Genomic DNA, 16,304 nt, shown 5'->3' with positions numbered 1-16,304 from the left:
CCCTGGTGCCCGGCGGTGTGGCGTCATGAGCCGCCGGACGCTCGGGAGCCCGGGTGGCCGGGTGGGGCACTCCGACCACCCGGGGGTTCAGAGGAGTGCCTCGGGCTTGATCGGCAGCTCGCGGACCCGGCGGCCGGTGGCGTTGAACACCGCGTTGGCGATGGCGGGCGCCACTCCGACGATGACGATCTCACCGAGTCCCTTGACGCCGATCGGGTCGGCTTCGTAGTCCTCACCCTCGATGTAGATCGCCTTCATTTCGGGCATGTCGGCGTGGGTCGGCACGAGGTAGTCGGCGAGGTTGGCGTTGACGATCCGGCCGTCGCGGTGGTCGGTGACCGTGTGCTCCAGGAGGGCCTGGCCGATGCCGCCGGTCATGGCCCCGATGGCCTGGCTGTCGGCGAGCCTCGGGTTGATGATCCGGGCGGCGTCGTACACGCCGACCATGCGCCGGACCCGTACGAGGCCGAGGCGGGCGTCGACGGCGACTTCGGCGAACGTCGCGGCGTAGGCGTAGAAGGAGAACTTCTCCGCTTCCGACGCCCCGGCGTACGAGCCCATCGCTTCGAGGTGGCTGCGGTTGTTGCGGGCCAGGAGGCGCTGGTACGTCTCCCCACGGGTGGGCTCGTCCTTCACATACAACCGACCGCCTCGTACGACGATGTCGGCGGCGTCAGCTCCGTACAGCGGTGAGTCCTCGTCCCTGACCGCGAGCGTGATCGCCTGCTTGCGCAGCTTGTCGCCGCCGTCCTGGACGGCGGATCCGACGCTGGCCATGGTCTGTGAGCCGGCGTGGACGGGGGCCGGGGGCATGAGGGAGTCGCCGAGCCGGAAGGTCACCTGGCGCATGGTCAGGCCGAGGGCGTCGGCGGCGACCTGGGTCATGGAGGTGGCCGTGCCGGGACCCATGTCGCTGGTCGCGGACTGCACCAGGGCGGTGCCGTCGGCGTCCAGCCTGACCGAGGCCTGGGCCTCGCTGCGCTGGGTGTCGTAGACACCGGCGGCCATCCCCATACCGATGAGCCAGTCACCGTCACGCGTCGAGCGGGGCTTGGGGTTGCGCCGGTGCCAGCCGAACTCTCGGGCGCCCGCGCGGTAGCACTCGCGCAGGCGGCGGGTGGAGAACGGCAGATTGGTGGACTCGTCATCGGCGGGTTCGTTGCGCAGCCGCAACTCGATCGGGTCCACGCCCAGTTCGTGGGCGAGTTCGTCCATCGCCGTCTCGACGGGGAAGGCGCCGCTGGCGTAGCCGGGGCCGCGCATGAACCACGGGGTGCTCACGTCCAGCGGGACGTGACGGTAGGCCTGACGGACGTTGGGCGTGCTGTAGAGCATCCGGCCGGGTTCCAGAACGTGTTCGTTGTGCCTTTCAAAGCGGGAGCTCTCGGTGCGGATGTCGTGCGCCGACGCGGTCAGGCGGCCCTGCCGGTTGCCGCCCAGGCTCAGTTCGTACTCGTATGCGGGCCGGTATCCCACGCCGAAGTACAACTGCCTGCGGGTGAGAACGAGTTTGACGGGGCGTTTCACTTCGCGGGCGGCCAGGGCCGCGATGACGGATTGCACCCAGGTACGGGCGGCGCTGCCGAAGGCGCCGCCGACGAACGGCGAGATGACACGGATGCTGTCCGGCGGGATCCCGAACTCGGCGGACAGGGTGAACACGGTGCCCTGCACATACTGGGTCTTCTCCCAGACGGTCAGCCGGTCACCGTCCCAGCGGGCGACGGTGGCGGCCGGTTCTATCGGGTTGTGGTGGTTGCGGGCCATCCGGTACGTCAGGTCCAGCCGGACAGGGGCGGATTCCAGGGCACCGTCGGCGTCGCCGCGCGCATAGGTCTCCGGGTCGTCGGCGGGTTCGGCGACACTGATGTCGGTCGAGACAGGCTGGGCGTCGTAGGAGACCTCCACCAGGCTCGCGGCGTGCTGGGCGATCTCCAGCGTGGTCGCCACCACGACCGCGACGGGCTGACCGAAGAACCGGATGCGGTCGTCCTGCAAGGGGCGCAGCGGCTCACCCGGCGGGAACTGCCCTTCGCGGGGCGGCAGTTCGGGGGCGTTGAGGTGGCTGATCACCTTCAGAACACCGGTCTGGGCTTCAGCGGCGCGGACGTCGACGCCGGTGACACGGCCACGGCCGACGCTGCTGTCGACGATGACCGCGTGCACGACCCCGTCGGGGTTGTTGTCGGCGGCGTATTTCGCTCGCCCGGTGACTCTCAGCCGTGCGTCGACCCGGGGCGCCGCCGCACCGACCGCTGCCTGTGGCTGACTCATCTGCTGCCTCCTACGGTGCTCAGCTGGCGTGCGACGGTGCGTTTGAGCAGCTCGGCCTTGAACCGATTGTGCGTGAGGGGACGGGCCCCGTCGGCCGCGTGCTCGGCGGCCTCGGTCCACAGCCGGTCGGAGGGGCGTTCGCCGATGAGGGCTTGCTCGACGGCGGGCAGCTTCCAGGGCACGGTGCCCACACCGCCGGCGGCGACCTTCGCCTCGCGGATGACGCCGCCTCGGATGTGCAACGCGACCGCGGCCGAGGTGAGCGCGAACTCGTAGGACTGACGGTCGCGCACTTTCAGGTAGCCGGACTTCAATGGGCGAGGATGGGCCGGGATCTCCACGGCGGTGATCAACTCGCCCAGGCGGACGGCTTGTTCGCGGTTCGGGGTGCTGCCCGGCTTCAGCAGGAAGTCCGCGAAGGGCAGGGTGCGTTCGCCGTCCGGGCCCCGCAGGTGGACGGTGGCCTCCAGGGCGGCGAGGGCGACCGCGAGATCGGAGGGGTGCGTGGCCACGCAACTGTCGGAGGTGCCGAGGATCGCGTGGCTGCGGTTGAAGCCCTCCCGGGCGGCGCAACCCGAGCCGGGCTCGCGCTTGTTGCAGTCGGCGCTCACGTCACGGAAGTACGTGCAGCGGGTGCGCTGCATGATGTTGCCACCGATGGTCGCCATGTTCCGCAACTGAGCCGACGCGCTCAGCTCCAGCGCCTCGGAGATCACCGGATACAGAGCACGCACCCCCCGGTGGGCGGCGGCTTCGGTCATGCTGACCAGCGCACCGATGCGCAGGCCACCGCGCTTGGTGACGGTGACCTCGCTCAGCGGCAGCGCGCTGATGTCGACCAGCGTCTCGGGGCGTTCGACGGTCTCCCGCATCAGGTCGACCAGAGTGGTGCCGCCGGCGATGTAACGCCCGCCGCGGCGACCGGCGTTGAGGGCCTCCCGCGTGTCCGCGGCCTTGGTATAGGTGAAGGGGTGCATGGGGATCTGCCCTCATTTCCGGCCGGCGGCCTGCTCGACCGCGCGCTCGATCTTCACGTAGCAGCCGCAGCGGCAGAGGTTGCCGCTCATCCACTCCCGGATCTCCTCCGGGGAGCCGGTGTGGCCCTCCTGGATGCACCCGACGCCGGACACGATCTGCCCCGGCGTGCAGAAGCCGCACTGGAAGGCGTCCTGGTCGATGAACGCCTGCTGCAGCGGGTGGAGCCGGTCACCCTTCGCCAGGCCCTCGATGGTGGTGACCTCGGCACCGTCCAGCCGAACTGCCAGCGTCAGGCAGGAGTTGACCCGGCGTCCGTCGACCAGGACCGTGCAAGCCCCGCAGGCACCGGCGTTGCAGCCCTTCTTCGAACCGGTCAGATCGAGATGCTCGCGCAGCAGGTCCAGCAGCGAGGTCCGGTTGTCGACCGTGACGGTGCGCCGGACGCCGTTGACCGTCAAGGAGACACGGCTGCCGGGCGGCGCCTCGGCGGCCACCGCTTCCTCCGCGGCGGGCGTGAGCGGACCCGCGACCAGGCCGCCGGCCACAGCGGCTCCTCCGACAACGGTGGTCGTGGCGATGAAGGTACGCCGGGTGGGGGCGGATGGGGACTCGACGGGGGGAGTCTCGGCTTGGACGGGACGTTCGGTGGACATGTCCACTCTCCCTCGATGGGGGGTGCGGGTGGTCGTCAGGGCGTACCGGTGCCGCTCCGCGGAGGTACGCCTTGTCCGTTGCGGCACTGCTGACCGAGGACCCGTCGATGATCAGGACCGGGTTTCGGAACACCAGCCCAGCATTAACCTCCTGATGCCCATCAGGCAACCGTCATTGCATCAAGCACCTTTACAACATTTCTGGCGTCAGGTCCTGCGTGCCCACCACCCGCAGCAGCTGCAACCGCTCGTACGACTCCGTCCCTGGGCGGACCGTGCAGACGATCAGCAGGTGGTGGTCGTCCTGGCCGAGCCGGACGAGGAGACCTGGGCCGTCAACGGGGAGGGCGAAGACGGGTTGGCCTGCCGTGGGGCTACGCCGCTGTTCGCTGCCGCTGTGCTCTTCTGGCGTGATGCTCGCGGGTCACGCCGCACAGCCATCGACTGACCCGGCTCCCTGCCGAGCGCCACTCCCCCGGGCTGCCGGTAGGACGGATGGCGGATCGACCCACGGTCCATGACACAGAGACCGCAGCGCCACTGACCGGTAACACGCTCGCTAACAGCACACCGCGCCCTCGTGGACTGCGGCCGTGACCGACGCGGCGTTCCCCACCACCGGATATCTCGCCTGGCAGTCCTCCCAGATCATCGCCGGACGACTCGAACGGGCGCTGCGCGCGGGGGACCTCACGTTGGCTCAGCACAACGCTCTGCAACAGGTCTTCTGGACGCCGGGGGTGCCCGCCGCGGAGATCGCGCGCCGCTCCGGCATCACGGCCCAGTCCATGGGCCGCGTGGGTCAGCTCGTCGAGCGAGGACTGCTGCGACGTGAGCCGCATCCGACCAGCCGACGCAGCATGCGTCTGTTCGCGACCGCCGAGGGAGACGAGGCGGCCGCTCGTGCCGCGTCGATCGCCCGGCGGATCGAACGGGAGACGACCTCGCCGCTCCCTCCGGATGACAAGGACACCATTCACCGTCTGCTCTACCGTCTGGTCGAGGAGCTGAACCCCGACGCCCTTGCCATCGACAGTCGATCCTTGAACTAGCCCTGGCTGTCCAGCGGATGTCTCTTTTGCTTCTGGCACCTCGGTGTGCGGAGGAGACGTGGAAAAGCAGACCGGGACACAGATCACCGCCACGCACAGATGAGTGCTGCTCTCGGGACGGAGGCCCACCGGGCCTCCTGCGCGGCTCGACCGCACCGCGGCCAAGCCACTCCCAACTCCCGCGCACGGCAGTGGAGTCATGCCTGCCCTTCAGCCATGTGCGCCGCCTGAGCGGTTTTTGAAGCCTGTGAACCGCCGCAGGCCACACTCGGCCGCAGCACCGTGATGTGCCCGCCCGCGAAGGAGCGAGGCTAACTTCGGGCGGCGAACGCAGTGGCCGCTTCCTCGAAGGACGCGGGTTCACGGCCGAGCAGCATCCGCAGGACGTTGCTGTTGCCGCGCAGGCCGTGCCGGTCATAGTCCTGCCACATGGCACGCATGTCGGAGCCTCGGGACGGATCGTCGGCCACTCCTGGCGGGAGCGGCGCTTCCCCCCAGTCGACTGTCCTCGCCTCGAGCTCCACTCCTCGTGCACGCCCCGCGATACGCACGGCCTCGGCAAGCGTGACGGCGGGTCCTGCCAGCTCGTAGGTCGCCGAATCGTGCCCCTGCTCGGCCAGAACCTTGACGCCGACTTCCGCGAGCTCACGCAGGTCGATCATCGAGAATTCGTGGTGGACGTCGAACGGCACGTTCACCGGCCCGCCCGGGGCCCTCCCCCACGTCGACAGGACGATCTGGGCAAACATCGAGGGCTGGAGGATCGTCCAGTCCAGGCCCGAGGCCCGCACGGCGGCCTCGGCGTTCGCCTTGCGCAGGTGGTGACGCAGCCCGGGGGTGTGCGGGTGGAGGACGGACAGGTACACGAACCGGCGCGCACCCGCGTGCTCGGCCGCCTCGAGCGCCCTGATCGCGAAGACGTCCTCCTCCGGGTGGAACGCCGGAGGGATCATGAACACGAAATCCGCGTTCTTCAGCGCCTGACGGACGGAGTCGGGCTCCGCGAGATCGGCCTCGACGATCTCGTCGGCGCCCAGGGCGGCCACCCGTTCACGGCCTGCCTGCCCGTGCACCACGGCGCGGACCCCGAACGGAGCCCGCCGCGCCGCCTCCAACAGATACGTACCGCAGAGCCCGGCCGCCCCGACCACCGCGAGCAAGGGCGGCTCTTCGCTGCGTACGGCTTCCGTTTCGGACACTTTCGGGTTCCCTCTTTCCTCAGTTTTCCTCAGTTGGATATGCGGTCAGGGATTGATCACAGGCATCCACATGGGTTCGTCGCGGCGTTGGATGGCGCTGATGGCCTCCACCGCGTCGCTGAGCGGGAATCGATGGGTGATGAGCTCGTCAGCGGTGAGGGCGCCGGTCTCCAGCAGGCGCAGTGCTTCCAGCGCGTCGTTGCGGGTACAGGCGCGGGTACCGATGAACCGCCACATGTTCATCATCAGTGCCATCGGCGACAGCGGCAGCGGCGTGTGGTTGCCTCCCATGTGCACCAGTGCGCCGCCGGTCGCAAGCCCGGCCATGGCCTGACCGGTCACTGGCCCGTCGGGGACGTAGTCGAGGACCGCGTGTGCTCCGCCGGGTGCCAGTTCGCGCAGCCGGCCGGCGAGTGCGCCGCTCACGGCCCAGTCGTCGGGGAGTTCGTCAAGGGCGACGATGCCCGCCGGGATGCCACCGGACAGCCCCGCGACGGTCTTGAGCCGGTCACTGTGGCGGCCGACGAGGATCAGGTCGGCGATACCGAAGTGCTTGGCGAGCTTGACCGTCGCGGTGCCCATGGCACCGGTCGCGGCGGTGACGACGACGGTGGATCCCATCGGCAGTTCGGCCCACTTGAGCGCGCGTACGGCGTTGGCGATGGTGTGCACCTTGGCCGCGACGTCGAAGCTGACGGATTCCGGCAGCGGGTCGACCAGCCAGTGCGGGAGGCGTACGAATTCCGCGAGCACGCCGTTGTGGTACTCGTCGTAAAGCGGCATCGCGGCGTCGCTGAAGGCGGCGTAGCCCATGATGGACTGCTGCGGGCACATCATGTCGCGGTCGGTACGGCAGTAGATGCAGGAACGGCAGTTCAGGAAGGTGTGTGCCCGCACCCGGTCGCCGACGTGGACGCCGGTCACGTCGCTGCCGACGGCGGCGATGGTGCCGGCGGCCTCGAAGCCGAGGGTGGTGGGCAGATGCTTGAACGCGCCCATTTCGAGCAGGCGCATGATGCCCGGGGCCAGGCCGGCGGAGGCGACCCGCACGATGACGTCGACCGGGCCGGGCTCAGGGACGGGGATGTCCTCCAGAGCAAGGGTTGTGGCATCGCGGTGGGCGCGCAGGGCGAGCATCGTGGTCATGAGTGGACCTCCGCCTTGAGGACCGCGAGCCGTTCGGGTGAGTAGCGGTCAGCGGTACGGGAGGTACCGGCGACCTGGGGAAGTTCGCCGCGCGAGAGCAGGCTGACGTAGGCGCCGGGCTCGGTCGTGACGTCGGCGTGGGAGATGCCGAGCGGGATGCGCACGAAGTCGCCGGGCTCGAGGTCGACGATGCCGTGCTGGGTGATCAGGGTGCGGTGGCCGTCGGCCTGGTACTGGATCTCGTCGGCGTCGAGGGTGCGGCGATAGCGGCGTTCACCGCCGGGCAGGGTGGCGACCATGCCGATGCGGACGCGGTCGGTGCCGTACAGCCAGGTGGTGTCCCGGCCAGGGTCGGCACGCAGGACCTGTATCCGGCGGTCGTCGCTGTGCACATGCTCGAGCAGCTGCTGTTCGTCGACCGGGAAGAGGATGATGTCGCGGCCTGGTGTTCCCATGTTCCAGGTGACGGCCTCGTTGGCCTCACCGGGCTGCCAGCCGGGAAACGGCGGGAACATTGCCCGGGACTCGCGGTGGGCCGATACCAGTTCGGTGACCGGCGCGGGGATGTAGAACAGCAGGTGGCTTTCGGCGCGGCTGTAGTTGTCGTGCGCCACGCCTTGGGGGATGCGGGAGAATTCGCCGGGCCAGTTGTGCTCGATCGAGCCGAGTTCGGTCATCAGGGTGCGTTTGCCGGCGATCTGATAGGAGATCTCGTCCACGTCGCAGTTGCGGTGGTAGAACGGCTGCCGGCCGTCCAGTTTCTGCCACTCGACGCGGATCTCGTCATTCTCGTAGACACCGCGCGGCGGGGCGTACGCCTCTTCCTGGAACTCCTGCGGGTAGTGCACCACGGCCAGTGCCGGCTGCTCGCCCGCCAGCTTGATGGGCACCTTGGGCGGATGCGGCGGCGACAGCAGCAGGTGTTCGTCTCGGACGGCGCTCTGCAGCGGCTGGTCCGATGCCATGACCATGAGGTCCTCGTTGACACTCACGGCAACCTCCTCGTTCTGGGTGGCGTCGCGTAATGCGGCTCAGGTTGTCAGCCGATCCCACTGCCCGGAGTTCGGAAGGATCGGGGGGTCACCTGTCGTCGGCACTTCCGGCAGACAGGTGATGGGGCTGCGCTCGAAGGAAGGGGCTGATTCCGGGCTTCGGTTCCGTGCGCAGCCTGTCCGGCATGACAAGTGCCTGCTGGCGCTGTTACTTCTTTCGCCCCCAGAACATCTCGATTCCGCGCCATTCCATCAGCTGTGGGCTGTCGACCGTGTCCCCGAATGCTTCGCGGACCTCCTCGCCGGACCAGTAGGGAATGTCTGCCACGGGGACCTGCTGAAACAGCTTGTCGAACCATTGCCGGAGATGGACGTCGGAGTTGATGCGCGCGGTGAACGTCGGCCCTTTCAGGACCGACTCGGCCAGCACGATGCGGCGGCCCGGCTTCATCACGCGCAGCAGGTCCCTGGCCGCCTCCCCCCAGTCGTCGCAGTGCTGGGTCGCCTGGAGCACTGCGACGCAGTCGTACTCCTCGTCGGCCTTCGAGTCGGCGTAATCCCAGCGCCAGCAGCCGGTCTGGCCGTTCCGTCCGGGGAGCCGGCCCAGGACGGCCTTGCGCCCGTCGTGGATGATCTCCACCTCGTCCACGGTGCCGTCCGGTCCCACGATCTTCCGCATGTCTTCCACCCACCCCGCGGGGGCGATGCCCTCGCCGATGAGCAGGACCTTGTCTCCGGCGCGGAGTTCGAGGAGGCCATAGACGATTTCGGAGATCGGCCGGGCCAGCTCCCTCCAGATGTAGGGCAGCCCGCCGGCGATCGACACGGCGGTCCCCCACTTGTGCTGCAGGGTGCTGTCGTGGACTTCCTTCCCAAAAATCTCCTCGTCCCACGGCTGGACGTGGTCCCACGGGTTTCCGCCGCCGAAACTGCTCTTGGGGTCGCTGCTCACCTGATTGACTCCTACGACCGGGCCGTCGCACGTGCGACGGCCGCCAGAATTGACTTTTCCTGACTTCGAGGACGCCACGGCTCCGGCATCCTCTGGATGACCTCTGCGCGTCAGGCGCAGGTGTTCACGAGGGTGCCGATGCCCTCGATCTCGATCCGGACCTCGTCGCCGGACCGCAGAAACAGGCCTTGTTTGTGCCCGACCCCGGACGGGGTTCCGGTGGCGATCACATCGCCGGGTTCGAGGGTCGTCTGCCGCGACAGGTAGGAGACCAGCGCGGGAACCGGGTGAATGAGCTGGGAGGTACGCGCGTCCTGGCGGAGCTCGCCGGTGACCCAGGTGCGCAGACGCAGGTCGTCGGGGTCGGCGAACTCGTCGAGCGTGGCCAGGGCGGGGCCCATGGGGGTGAAGGTGTCGAAGCTCTTGGCCGCGGTGACGTTGGCGGCCCGGCCGGGAACGCGTCCCTTCTGGACATCGCGCGCGCTGACGTCGTTGCAGATCGTGAAGCCGGCGACGAACGAGTACGCGTCCGCCTCCGGCACGTCGGTGGCGCGCCTGCTGATGACGACCGCGAGTTCGCCTTCGTAGTCGACCTCGTCCGGAGCCGCCTTCGGAAAGCGGATCTGCTCCCTCGTGCCGATCACCGAGGACGGAGACTTCAGGAAGATGACCGGATCCTCCGCCGTGCCTGCGTACCCCACCTCGGTGCGGTGACCGGCGTAGGCGTAACCCACCGCCCAGATCTTGGAGGGTCTGGGGACGGGGGCGATGAGCTGGGCCTGGGCCATGGGTACACGGTCGCGGACCGCGGCCGTGGTGATGGAGGCGATGTCGAGGCCGACCTGCAGGGCGGCACCGAGGTCCGTCGCGTCGAGGTCGAGAAGGGCGACGGTTTCGCCGTCGTCCTCGAGTCTGCCGATCCCTTTGGCCGTGCTGACGAGCCTGGTCACAGGGCCACCGCTTGGTTGTCGAGGCGCAGCAGCTCGCTCTCGGGGTCACCGGCACGGTAGCGAGCGACGAAGCGCTCGGGGTTGAGCTCCAGGCCGGAAGGGTTCGCCGCGAAGACGGGCCCGGACATGAAGGCCACCTCCTCCTCGGTGGTGGCGAAGTTGGCGCAGGAGAACTCGACGATGTTCCCGTCCGGGTCGCGGTAGTAGAAGCTGGTGGCCTGGCCGTGGTTGGCGGCACGGTGCGGGCGCGCGCCCATGGACGCCATGTGCTCGTACTGGGCGACGAGTTCGCCCAGCGAGCCGACACCGAACTGGAAGTGATGCAGGCCCGGCCCGGAGGCATCGGTCCCGATCAGGCTGTCGATGCCGAACAGCGCGAGAACCTGGCTGCCGTGCGGGGCGTCATGGACACGGAAGAAGCCCAGTCGGACATCGACCGCTCGCTCGGGCATCCCCGCGGGACGCGGCGGGGCGTCGGGATCTGGAGTCCGCTCGTAGAACGGGCCGTGTCCCAGTACGTGCGTGTAGAAGGCGGCCATGTCGTCGTAGCGGCCGGTCTTGAGCACGAGTTCGGCTATCTGCAGCGCGACGGCTTGCGTCTCGGTGGCCGCGGGGGCGGCCGTGCTCTGGGGGGTCGTCGTCATCGTGGGGGCCTCCTTGCCCGTCAGACGGTGGGGTGCAACGGCCTCGAGATACGGTGCGTGATCCGCCACTCCCCGCCGGAGTGGCGGAACCGGTGGACGGTGTTGAGAACGCGGTCCAAGACGTAGGCGCCGTCGGGCTGCCGGACGTGCAGCAGAACCATGGCCTGCAACTCGACTTGCTTGTCGTCGCTTCCGTCGTCCTGACCGGTGACGACCTCGTTGGCGAGCACATGGACGGTCTGCCGTCCGGTGTTGGCTTCCCGCGCCTTGAGGAAGCCGAATATCTCGTCCCGCCCGCGGAAGACCCGGCCGTGTGCCTCGAACTCGGCGTCGTCGGCGAACGCGCCGATCCCGGCGGTGGCCCGGCCGCTGTCGATGTCGCGGTGGTAGCTGACAACCAGGGTCCGACAGTGGCCCACAGCATCGCTTCGATCGGACGGAGACACCACGACGTTCTCCTATCTCTTGAACTCGGGTCAAGCGTAGCACTGCACCCGCCTTGCCGATAGGCGCCCGTTTCTCAAGCTCTTCCACAGAGCAACCTAGGCATGCGATTCTGACTCGGGTTCAAGAGATTGGGTCGCGACTGATCCAAGCCATGCTCTGGAAGGCAGGTCCCCTGTGTCTGACCGCAACGAAAGAGCCGGATCTCGGCGTGTCCTGGTCGTTGGAGCGGGGCCCGTGGGTCTCTCGCTCGCGATCGAGCTGGGGTGGCGCGGTGTGCCGGTGACGGTGATCGATCAAGGCGACGGCCGCGTGCCCTTCCCGGCGGGCGAGGCGATCTTCTCCCGCACCATGGAGCACCTTCGGCGCTGGGGCTGTGCGGAAGAGGCGCGCGCGGAGTCGGCACCGCCCACGGACTATCCGCACCGTACGGTGTTCGCCACGTCAGTGACGGGACACGTACTCGCCGAGTTCGATTACGGGGTCACGAACCGGTCTCCCGGCGCGTACGGTCCGCTGACGCCGGAGGGTCCCGCGTTCCTGTCCAAGTTCTCGTTCCTGCCGTTGCTCGAGCGGACGGCGCGAGGCCTGCCCGCAGTCGAGATCAGGTTCGCTACGCGCCTGGAGACGTTCGAGCAGGACTCCGACGGTGTCCTCGCCGTCGTACGTGACTTGGAGAACGGCGCCTCCGAGACACTGGCCGGCGCGTACCTCGTCGCCTGTGACGGTGGCCGCAGCAGCGTCCGGCGCGCACTGGGCGTCGAGTTCGAGGGCATGTTCGCGCAGGGCCAGAACTTCGCGGTGCACTTCCGTGCGCCGCAACTGCTGGACCTGCTCAGGGAGCGGTTGGGCGGCCCTGCGGTGCAGATCCACACTCTGTCGTCGGCACGCAGGCCGTACATCACGGTGGTCAACGGCGTGGACGAGTGGCGGCTCTCGGTCTACCTGGAGGAAGAGCCCGAGCCCAAGGACGCGGTCGCCTGGGTGCACGAAGCTGTCGGGGCGCCGATCGACGTGGAGATACTCGCCGCCCAGCCCTGGAGCGGGCACTGCGTCGTGGCCCGCAGCTACCGCGCGGAGCGGGTGTTCCTCGCAGGTGACTCGGCGCATCTGTTGTGGCCCAAGGGAGGCTTCGGCGCCAACACCGGGATCGGCGACGCCGTGGACCTGGGCTGGAAGCTCGCCGCGGTCCTCCAGGGCTGGGGAGGCCCGACGCTGCTCGACAGCTACGAGCTGGAGCGGCGGCCGATCGCCGTCCGCAATGTCACGGAGGCATCGAGCAACTGGAGGTCCGACTCCCAGCTCGCACCCGACGCCGCACTCGGCCGCGCGGACGCGGAGGGCGACCGGGTCCGCGGCGAGATGGGCGAGATGATCCGCCGGTCGAGGGGCAAGGAGTTCCGCTGCACGGGCGTCCAGCTCGGATACCGCTACAGCGGCTCCCCGGCCTGCGTGCCGGACGGCACCCCGGAACCGCCCGACGAGCCGGACGACTACGTCCCGTCCACCTGGCCCGGTTGCCGCGCACCGCACGTATGGCTGCCCGACGGCAGCTCGGTGCTCGACCACTTCGGCCGCGGCTTCGTGCTCGTGGTCTTGGGGTCAACAGACCCGTCCCCGCTGGTGAAGGCCGCGCACCATCGTGGCGTGCCGTTGACGGTGCTGCGCCTCGCCGACCCGGCCGCGGCGAGGCTCTACGAGCGGCCGCTGGTGCTGGTCCGCCCCGACGGGCACGTCGGGTGGCGGGGCGAGCAGGCTCCGGCCGACCCCGTCGCGGTGCTCGACCGGCTGCGCGGGGCAGAGGCTGGGAATCCGGCTGCGGGTCCCCTCACGGTGACGCAGGCGGTCGCGGCGAAAGTCGCCACTCACCAACACTGACCCGCCATGGTCAGCGGTCACGCCCTCTTGACCGGTGAACGCCCGGCCAGGACGGACTCCATCAGGAGGCGGATCATCTCGTGTGCCGGTCTGTTCCGGTCGTTGGGCACGTTCGCGCCTTCGAACACGGCGACCACGGTATCGCGGAGGAGCGCGGCATCGATGTCGGGGTCGCCGTCGAGGCCGCGCTCGGCCATGACCTCGTCGACCAGTCCGACGATCCAGCCCAGGAAGGTGTTGTGGGCGGCCCGAACCGCCTCGGAATGCGGAAGCCGGTCGTGCATGGCCTGGTGCAGCGGCCGGGAATAGCGCATGTCGGACAGCCCCCGCACCAGCCGGCTCAGCGGGTCGGCTCCCGCCTGCTCCGCGCTGAGGGTACGGATCTCGCGACTGAGCATCCGGTCCATCACCGCGGCGAAGATGTCGTCCTTGGAGTCGAAGTACCAGTAGACGTTGCCCCTGGCCACCCCGGCGGCGGCGCTGATGTCCGCCATCGTGGTCTTGTCGTACCCCTTGGCGAGAAAAAGCTCGGTGGCCGCGGCCAGCAGATCACCTGCCCGCTCCTCACGGGGGATCTGTTGGCGGTTCCGCGGCATCCCGGCTCCTCTGATGTGTTCAGCTCGTCTCAACTGAGTGTAGACAGCGGGCTCCAGTGACCTGACGGCAGTGGACATGGCTGTCCCTGACTGTGGCAGGGACAGCCATGTCGGACTACTGGTCCATCGCCTTCTGCGCACCGAGCCCATACCCGCCACATCGGACCGACCGCGAGAACGACGGAGCCCTGGGGAGGCCCGCGCTTCCCTTTCACGGGAGAATCACTTACCCCGAGAGCGGTATACAGGGGAAAGTTTCTTCCCCCCCATCATGAGTAGACATAATCTCGGCTTCGGCGAACCATGGCGTCAGGGCCGCCCGGTGGCGGACCAAGGCCGAGAAAGGGGAAGAAACCATGGCCAAAACTGTTTCCTTCAGGAACAAGGCAGTAGAAATTTCGGGACACCTTCATCTGCCGGACGACTTCAGTGAAGACAAAACGTATCCGGCTCTCGTCGGCATTCATCCGGCTGGCGGAGTAAAGGAACAGACCATCGGCCTCTACGCCAAGAGGCTCGCTGCGCATGGATTCGTCACCGTGGTATATGACTCCTCCTACCAGGGAGAGAGCGGCGGCGAACCTCGCCTCCTGGAAGACCCGACGACCAGGGTGGAAGACGCCCGCTGTGCAGCCGACTTCCTTAGCACTCTTCCGTTCGTCGACCCCAAACGAATGGGAGTTTTTGGCATCTGCGCCGGGGGTGGCTACGCGATCAGCGTGGCACAGACCGAACGTCGCTTCAGGGCAGTGGCTACCGTCAGCGCAGCTCCCATGGGCGAAGGCTCCAGGGGCTTCCTGGGGCACATGTCCCCTGTGGCCGAGCAGATCGGAACGCTGGAAATGGTGGCCGAGCAGCGGACGGCGGAAGCGAGAGGAGAAAAGCCTCTCTACGCCCCGTTCGTCCCGGAAAAACTGGAGGAGATCAACGAAAACACACCGGATCTCCTGCGTGAAGGATACGACTACTACAGGACGCCCCGAGGTCAACATCCCAATTCCAAGGGCCGCTTCCTGCTGACCAGCATGGACAAGATGTTCGCCTTCTCGGCGTTCGACCAGATTCCAGAACTGCTGACCCAACCGATTCTCCTCATCGCAGGGAGCAAGGCGGACACAAAGGTGTTCAGCGACCAGGCCTACGAGCTTTCCAAAGGGCCGAAGGAGTTGTTCGTCGTCGAAGGTGCGACTCATATCGCCATGTACGACGTGCCTGAGTACGTAGATCAAGCGATCACCAAGATGGTGGAGTTCTTCGCTGCCCTTTAGGACCTGCTACCACGACCATGCAGTCAGAGTCAGTCACTGCTCCGGCGCCGTTCGACGCTGCCGAAGCAGCACCCGATGGTGGGCGGGCCGACCCCGAAGGGGAGAATCGCTCACCCGGAGAACGGTAGGCAGGGGAAATTTTCTTACCCCTCACAGCGCGCCCTTCCGATGCAAAGCTTGGTCACGCACTGAAACGAAAACATTCGAGGAGCCCGATCACCATGTCCCATTCCGGCCGCCCCACGGTCGCCATTGCCTTCCATTCGGGCTACGGCCACACGGCCGTCGTCGCCGAAGCAGTGGCGCGTGGCGCAGCGGGAGCCGGCGCCGAGGTGGTCTCGATCTCCGTCGACACCATCACCGACGAGCAGTGGGCGCAGCTGGACGCCGCCGACGCGATCATCTTCGGTGCCGCCACGTACATGGGCACCGCCTCCGCGGCCTTCCACGCGTTCGCCGAGGCCAGCAGCAGGCGCTGGTTCTCCCATGTCTGGGTGGACAAGCTCGCCGCGGGCTTCACCAACTCCGGTGCCAAGAGCGGCGACAAGTCATCCACCCTGGGCTATTTCGCCACCTTGGCCGCCCAGCACGGCATGCACTGGATCAGCCTGGGTCTGCTGCCTGGCTGGGATTCCACCACGGGCAGCGAGGACGACATCAACCGGCTGGGCTTCTTCATGGGTGCCGGCGCCCAGAGCCCCACCGATGCCGGTCCGGAAGCGGTCCACAAGTCGGACATCGCCACCGCGGAGTACCTGGGTGCGCGCGTCGCACGCCAGGCCGCGGTCTTCCAGGCCGGGCGGGCCACCCTGGCCACCTGATCACAAGGCCTTCTTTCCCATAGTCCAAATCCACCCCCCGCAAGGAGCGAACCATGTCCGACTCCCCGAACCTCGCCCTCATCCGCCGGGTCTACGAATCCCGAATGGCGCCCGAGGTCACCAAGGAGGTCATGGCCCCGGACCTCGCCTGGGACATCACCCCGGGCTTCCCGAACAGCGGCGTGTACCACGGCTGGGACAGCGTGGCGAAGGACTTCTTCGGCACGCCGATGCCGAACATCGAGTCCTTCGGCGCGGTGCCCGAGGAGTTCTACGCGGACGACGAAGGCCACGTCTTCGTGTTCGGGCACTATCACGCCGAGACCAAGACCGGGGACAAGGCCGACGTCCGGTTCATCCACCTGTGGACTCTCCGTGACGGCAAGGCCGTCAGCATGCGGCAGGCCGCCGACAGCCACATCCTCCAGGAAGCCCTCAAGGGCTGAGACCGTCACCA

The 16,304-nt window shown here is 68.0% G+C and carries 17 protein-coding genes; 6 read left to right on the top strand and 11 right to left on the bottom strand.

What is annotated here, in order from left to right:
* Nucleotides 1-87: 87 nt before the first annotated feature.
* The 3 genes from OP79_RS02425 to OP79_RS02415 are packed head-to-tail and all read right to left on the bottom strand — an operon-like array spanning nt 88 to nt 3,905.
* Nucleotides 88-2,274, bottom strand: a complete 2,187-nt coding sequence (locus tag OP79_RS02425; protein ID WP_033318205.1) for a xanthine dehydrogenase family protein molybdopterin-binding subunit — start codon at nt 2,272-2,274, stop codon at nt 88-90.
* Nucleotides 2,271-3,251, bottom strand: a complete 981-nt coding sequence (locus OP79_RS02420; RefSeq protein ID WP_033318204.1) for an FAD binding domain-containing protein — start codon at nt 3,249-3,251, stop codon at nt 2,271-2,273. The genes OP79_RS02425 and OP79_RS02420 overlap by 4 nt, the downstream gene beginning before the upstream one ends.
* A 12-nt stretch (nt 3,252-3,263) precedes the next feature.
* The gene (locus OP79_RS02415) at nt 3,264-3,905 is read right to left on the bottom strand and encodes a (2Fe-2S)-binding protein (RefSeq protein WP_033318203.1); all 642 of its coding nucleotides are present in this window, start codon (nt 3,903-3,905) and stop codon (nt 3,264-3,266) included.
* 292 nt (nt 3,906-4,197) lie between these two features.
* Here OP79_RS02415 and OP79_RS55160 point away from each other — a divergent pair, with 292 nt between their 5' ends.
* Entirely contained in the window at nt 4,198-4,353 is a 156-nt protein-coding gene (locus tag OP79_RS55160; RefSeq protein ID WP_157857268.1) for a hypothetical protein, read from the top strand.
* A 145-nt stretch (nt 4,354-4,498) separates the two neighbouring features.
* Entirely contained in the window at nt 4,499-4,957 is a 459-nt protein-coding gene (locus OP79_RS02410) for a MarR family winged helix-turn-helix transcriptional regulator (RefSeq protein ID WP_033318202.1), read from the top strand.
* 311 nt (nt 4,958-5,268) lie between these two features.
* Here the strand turns inward: OP79_RS02410 and OP79_RS02405 are convergent, their stop codons facing one another.
* The 7 genes from OP79_RS02405 to OP79_RS02375 form a co-directional block, all read right to left on the bottom strand.
* The gene (locus OP79_RS02405; protein ID WP_157857267.1) at nt 5,269-6,156 is read right to left on the bottom strand and encodes an SDR family oxidoreductase; all 888 of its coding nucleotides are present in this window, start codon (nt 6,154-6,156) and stop codon (nt 5,269-5,271) included.
* Nucleotides 6,157-6,201: 45 nt separating this feature from the next.
* Nucleotides 6,202-7,302 (bottom strand): zinc-dependent alcohol dehydrogenase, encoded by a 1,101-nt coding sequence (locus OP79_RS02400; protein ID WP_033318201.1) that lies wholly within the window; start codon nt 7,300-7,302, stop codon nt 6,202-6,204.
* Complete coding sequence (locus OP79_RS02395) at nt 7,299-8,294, bottom strand: hypothetical protein (RefSeq protein ID WP_033318200.1); 996 nt, start codon at nt 8,292-8,294, stop codon at nt 7,299-7,301. Before OP79_RS02395 ends, OP79_RS02400 begins: the two co-directional genes overlap by 4 nt.
* Before the next feature lie 208 nt (nt 8,295-8,502).
* A complete protein-coding gene (locus tag OP79_RS02390) occupies nt 8,503-9,246 on the bottom strand; it encodes a methyltransferase domain-containing protein (RefSeq protein WP_033318199.1) in 744 nt (247 codons plus the stop codon).
* A gap of 110 nt (nt 9,247-9,356) precedes the next feature.
* Nucleotides 9,357-10,196 carry a fumarylacetoacetate hydrolase family protein gene (locus OP79_RS02385; RefSeq protein ID WP_033318198.1) on the bottom strand — a complete coding sequence of 280 codons (840 nt, stop codon included), beginning with the start codon at nt 10,194-10,196 and terminating at the stop codon, nt 9,357-9,359.
* On the bottom strand, nt 10,193-10,840 hold the full coding sequence (locus OP79_RS50320; protein WP_051744346.1) for a VOC family protein: 648 nt from the start codon (nt 10,838-10,840) through the stop codon (nt 10,193-10,195). The genes OP79_RS02385 and OP79_RS50320 overlap by 4 nt, the downstream gene beginning before the upstream one ends.
* A gap of 20 nt (nt 10,841-10,860) precedes the next feature.
* On the bottom strand, nt 10,861-11,289 hold the full coding sequence (locus OP79_RS02375; protein ID WP_078491570.1) for a nuclear transport factor 2 family protein: 429 nt from the start codon (nt 11,287-11,289) through the stop codon (nt 10,861-10,863).
* A 172-nt stretch (nt 11,290-11,461) separates the two neighbouring features.
* On the opposite strand from OP79_RS02375, the gene OP79_RS02370 reads away from it, so the two are divergent.
* Nucleotides 11,462-13,162 carry an FAD-dependent monooxygenase gene (locus tag OP79_RS02370; RefSeq protein ID WP_281193090.1) on the top strand — a complete coding sequence of 567 codons (1,701 nt, stop codon included), beginning with the start codon at nt 11,462-11,464 and terminating at the stop codon, nt 13,160-13,162.
* A gap of 17 nt (nt 13,163-13,179) precedes the next feature.
* Here OP79_RS02370 and OP79_RS56750 read toward each other — a convergent pair whose 3' ends face one another.
* On the bottom strand, nt 13,180-13,758 hold the full coding sequence (locus OP79_RS56750) for a TetR/AcrR family transcriptional regulator (RefSeq protein ID WP_033318196.1): 579 nt from the start codon (nt 13,756-13,758) through the stop codon (nt 13,180-13,182).
* Between the two features lie 356 nt (nt 13,759-14,114).
* On the opposite strand from OP79_RS56750, the gene OP79_RS02360 reads away from it, so the two are divergent.
* From OP79_RS02360 to OP79_RS02350, 3 genes are all read left to right on the top strand, one after another.
* Complete coding sequence (locus tag OP79_RS02360; protein WP_033318195.1) at nt 14,115-15,026, top strand: alpha/beta hydrolase; 912 nt, start codon at nt 14,115-14,117, stop codon at nt 15,024-15,026.
* A 221-nt stretch (nt 15,027-15,247) separates the two neighbouring features.
* Complete coding sequence (locus tag OP79_RS02355; RefSeq protein ID WP_033318194.1) at nt 15,248-15,847, top strand: flavodoxin family protein; 600 nt, start codon at nt 15,248-15,250, stop codon at nt 15,845-15,847.
* A gap of 53 nt (nt 15,848-15,900) precedes the next feature.
* Nucleotides 15,901-16,293, top strand: coding sequence for a nuclear transport factor 2 family protein (locus OP79_RS02350; protein WP_033318193.1), 393 nt, complete (start codon nt 15,901-15,903; stop codon nt 16,291-16,293).
* The last annotated feature ends 11 nt before the right edge of the window (nt 16,294-16,304 follow it).

This window comes from Streptomyces yerevanensis, assembly GCF_000716805.1.
Lineage (GTDB): Bacteria > Actinomycetota > Actinomycetes > Streptomycetales > Streptomycetaceae > Streptomyces > Streptomyces flaveus.
The sequence above is the reverse complement of the archived record's forward strand: the minus strand, read 5'-3'. Positions and strand labels throughout refer to the sequence as shown.

Coding starts and splice junctions, on each gene's coding strand:
- OP79_RS02350 (WP_033318193.1), top strand. CDS start 15,901: ATGTCCGACTCCCCGAACCTCGCCCTCATCCGCCGGGTCTACGAATCC.
- OP79_RS02425 (WP_033318205.1), bottom strand. CDS start 2,274: ATGAGTCAGCCACAGGCAGCGGTCGGTGCGGCGGCGCCCCGGGTCGAC.
- OP79_RS50320 (WP_051744346.1), bottom strand. CDS start 10,840: ATGACGACGACCCCCCAGAGCACGGCCGCCCCCGCGGCCACCGAGACG.
- OP79_RS02415 (WP_033318203.1), bottom strand. CDS start 3,905: ATGTCCACCGAACGTCCCGTCCAAGCCGAGACTCCCCCCGTCGAGTCC.
- OP79_RS02355 (WP_033318194.1), top strand. CDS start 15,248: ATGTCCCATTCCGGCCGCCCCACGGTCGCCATTGCCTTCCATTCGGGC.
- OP79_RS02360 (WP_033318195.1), top strand. CDS start 14,115: ATGGCCAAAACTGTTTCCTTCAGGAACAAGGCAGTAGAAATTTCGGGA.
- OP79_RS02400 (WP_033318201.1), bottom strand. CDS start 7,302: ATGACCACGATGCTCGCCCTGCGCGCCCACCGCGATGCCACAACCCTT.
- OP79_RS02420 (WP_033318204.1), bottom strand. CDS start 3,251: ATGCACCCCTTCACCTATACCAAGGCCGCGGACACGCGGGAGGCCCTC.
- OP79_RS56750 (WP_033318196.1), bottom strand. CDS start 13,758: ATGCCGCGGAACCGCCAACAGATCCCCCGTGAGGAGCGGGCAGGTGAT.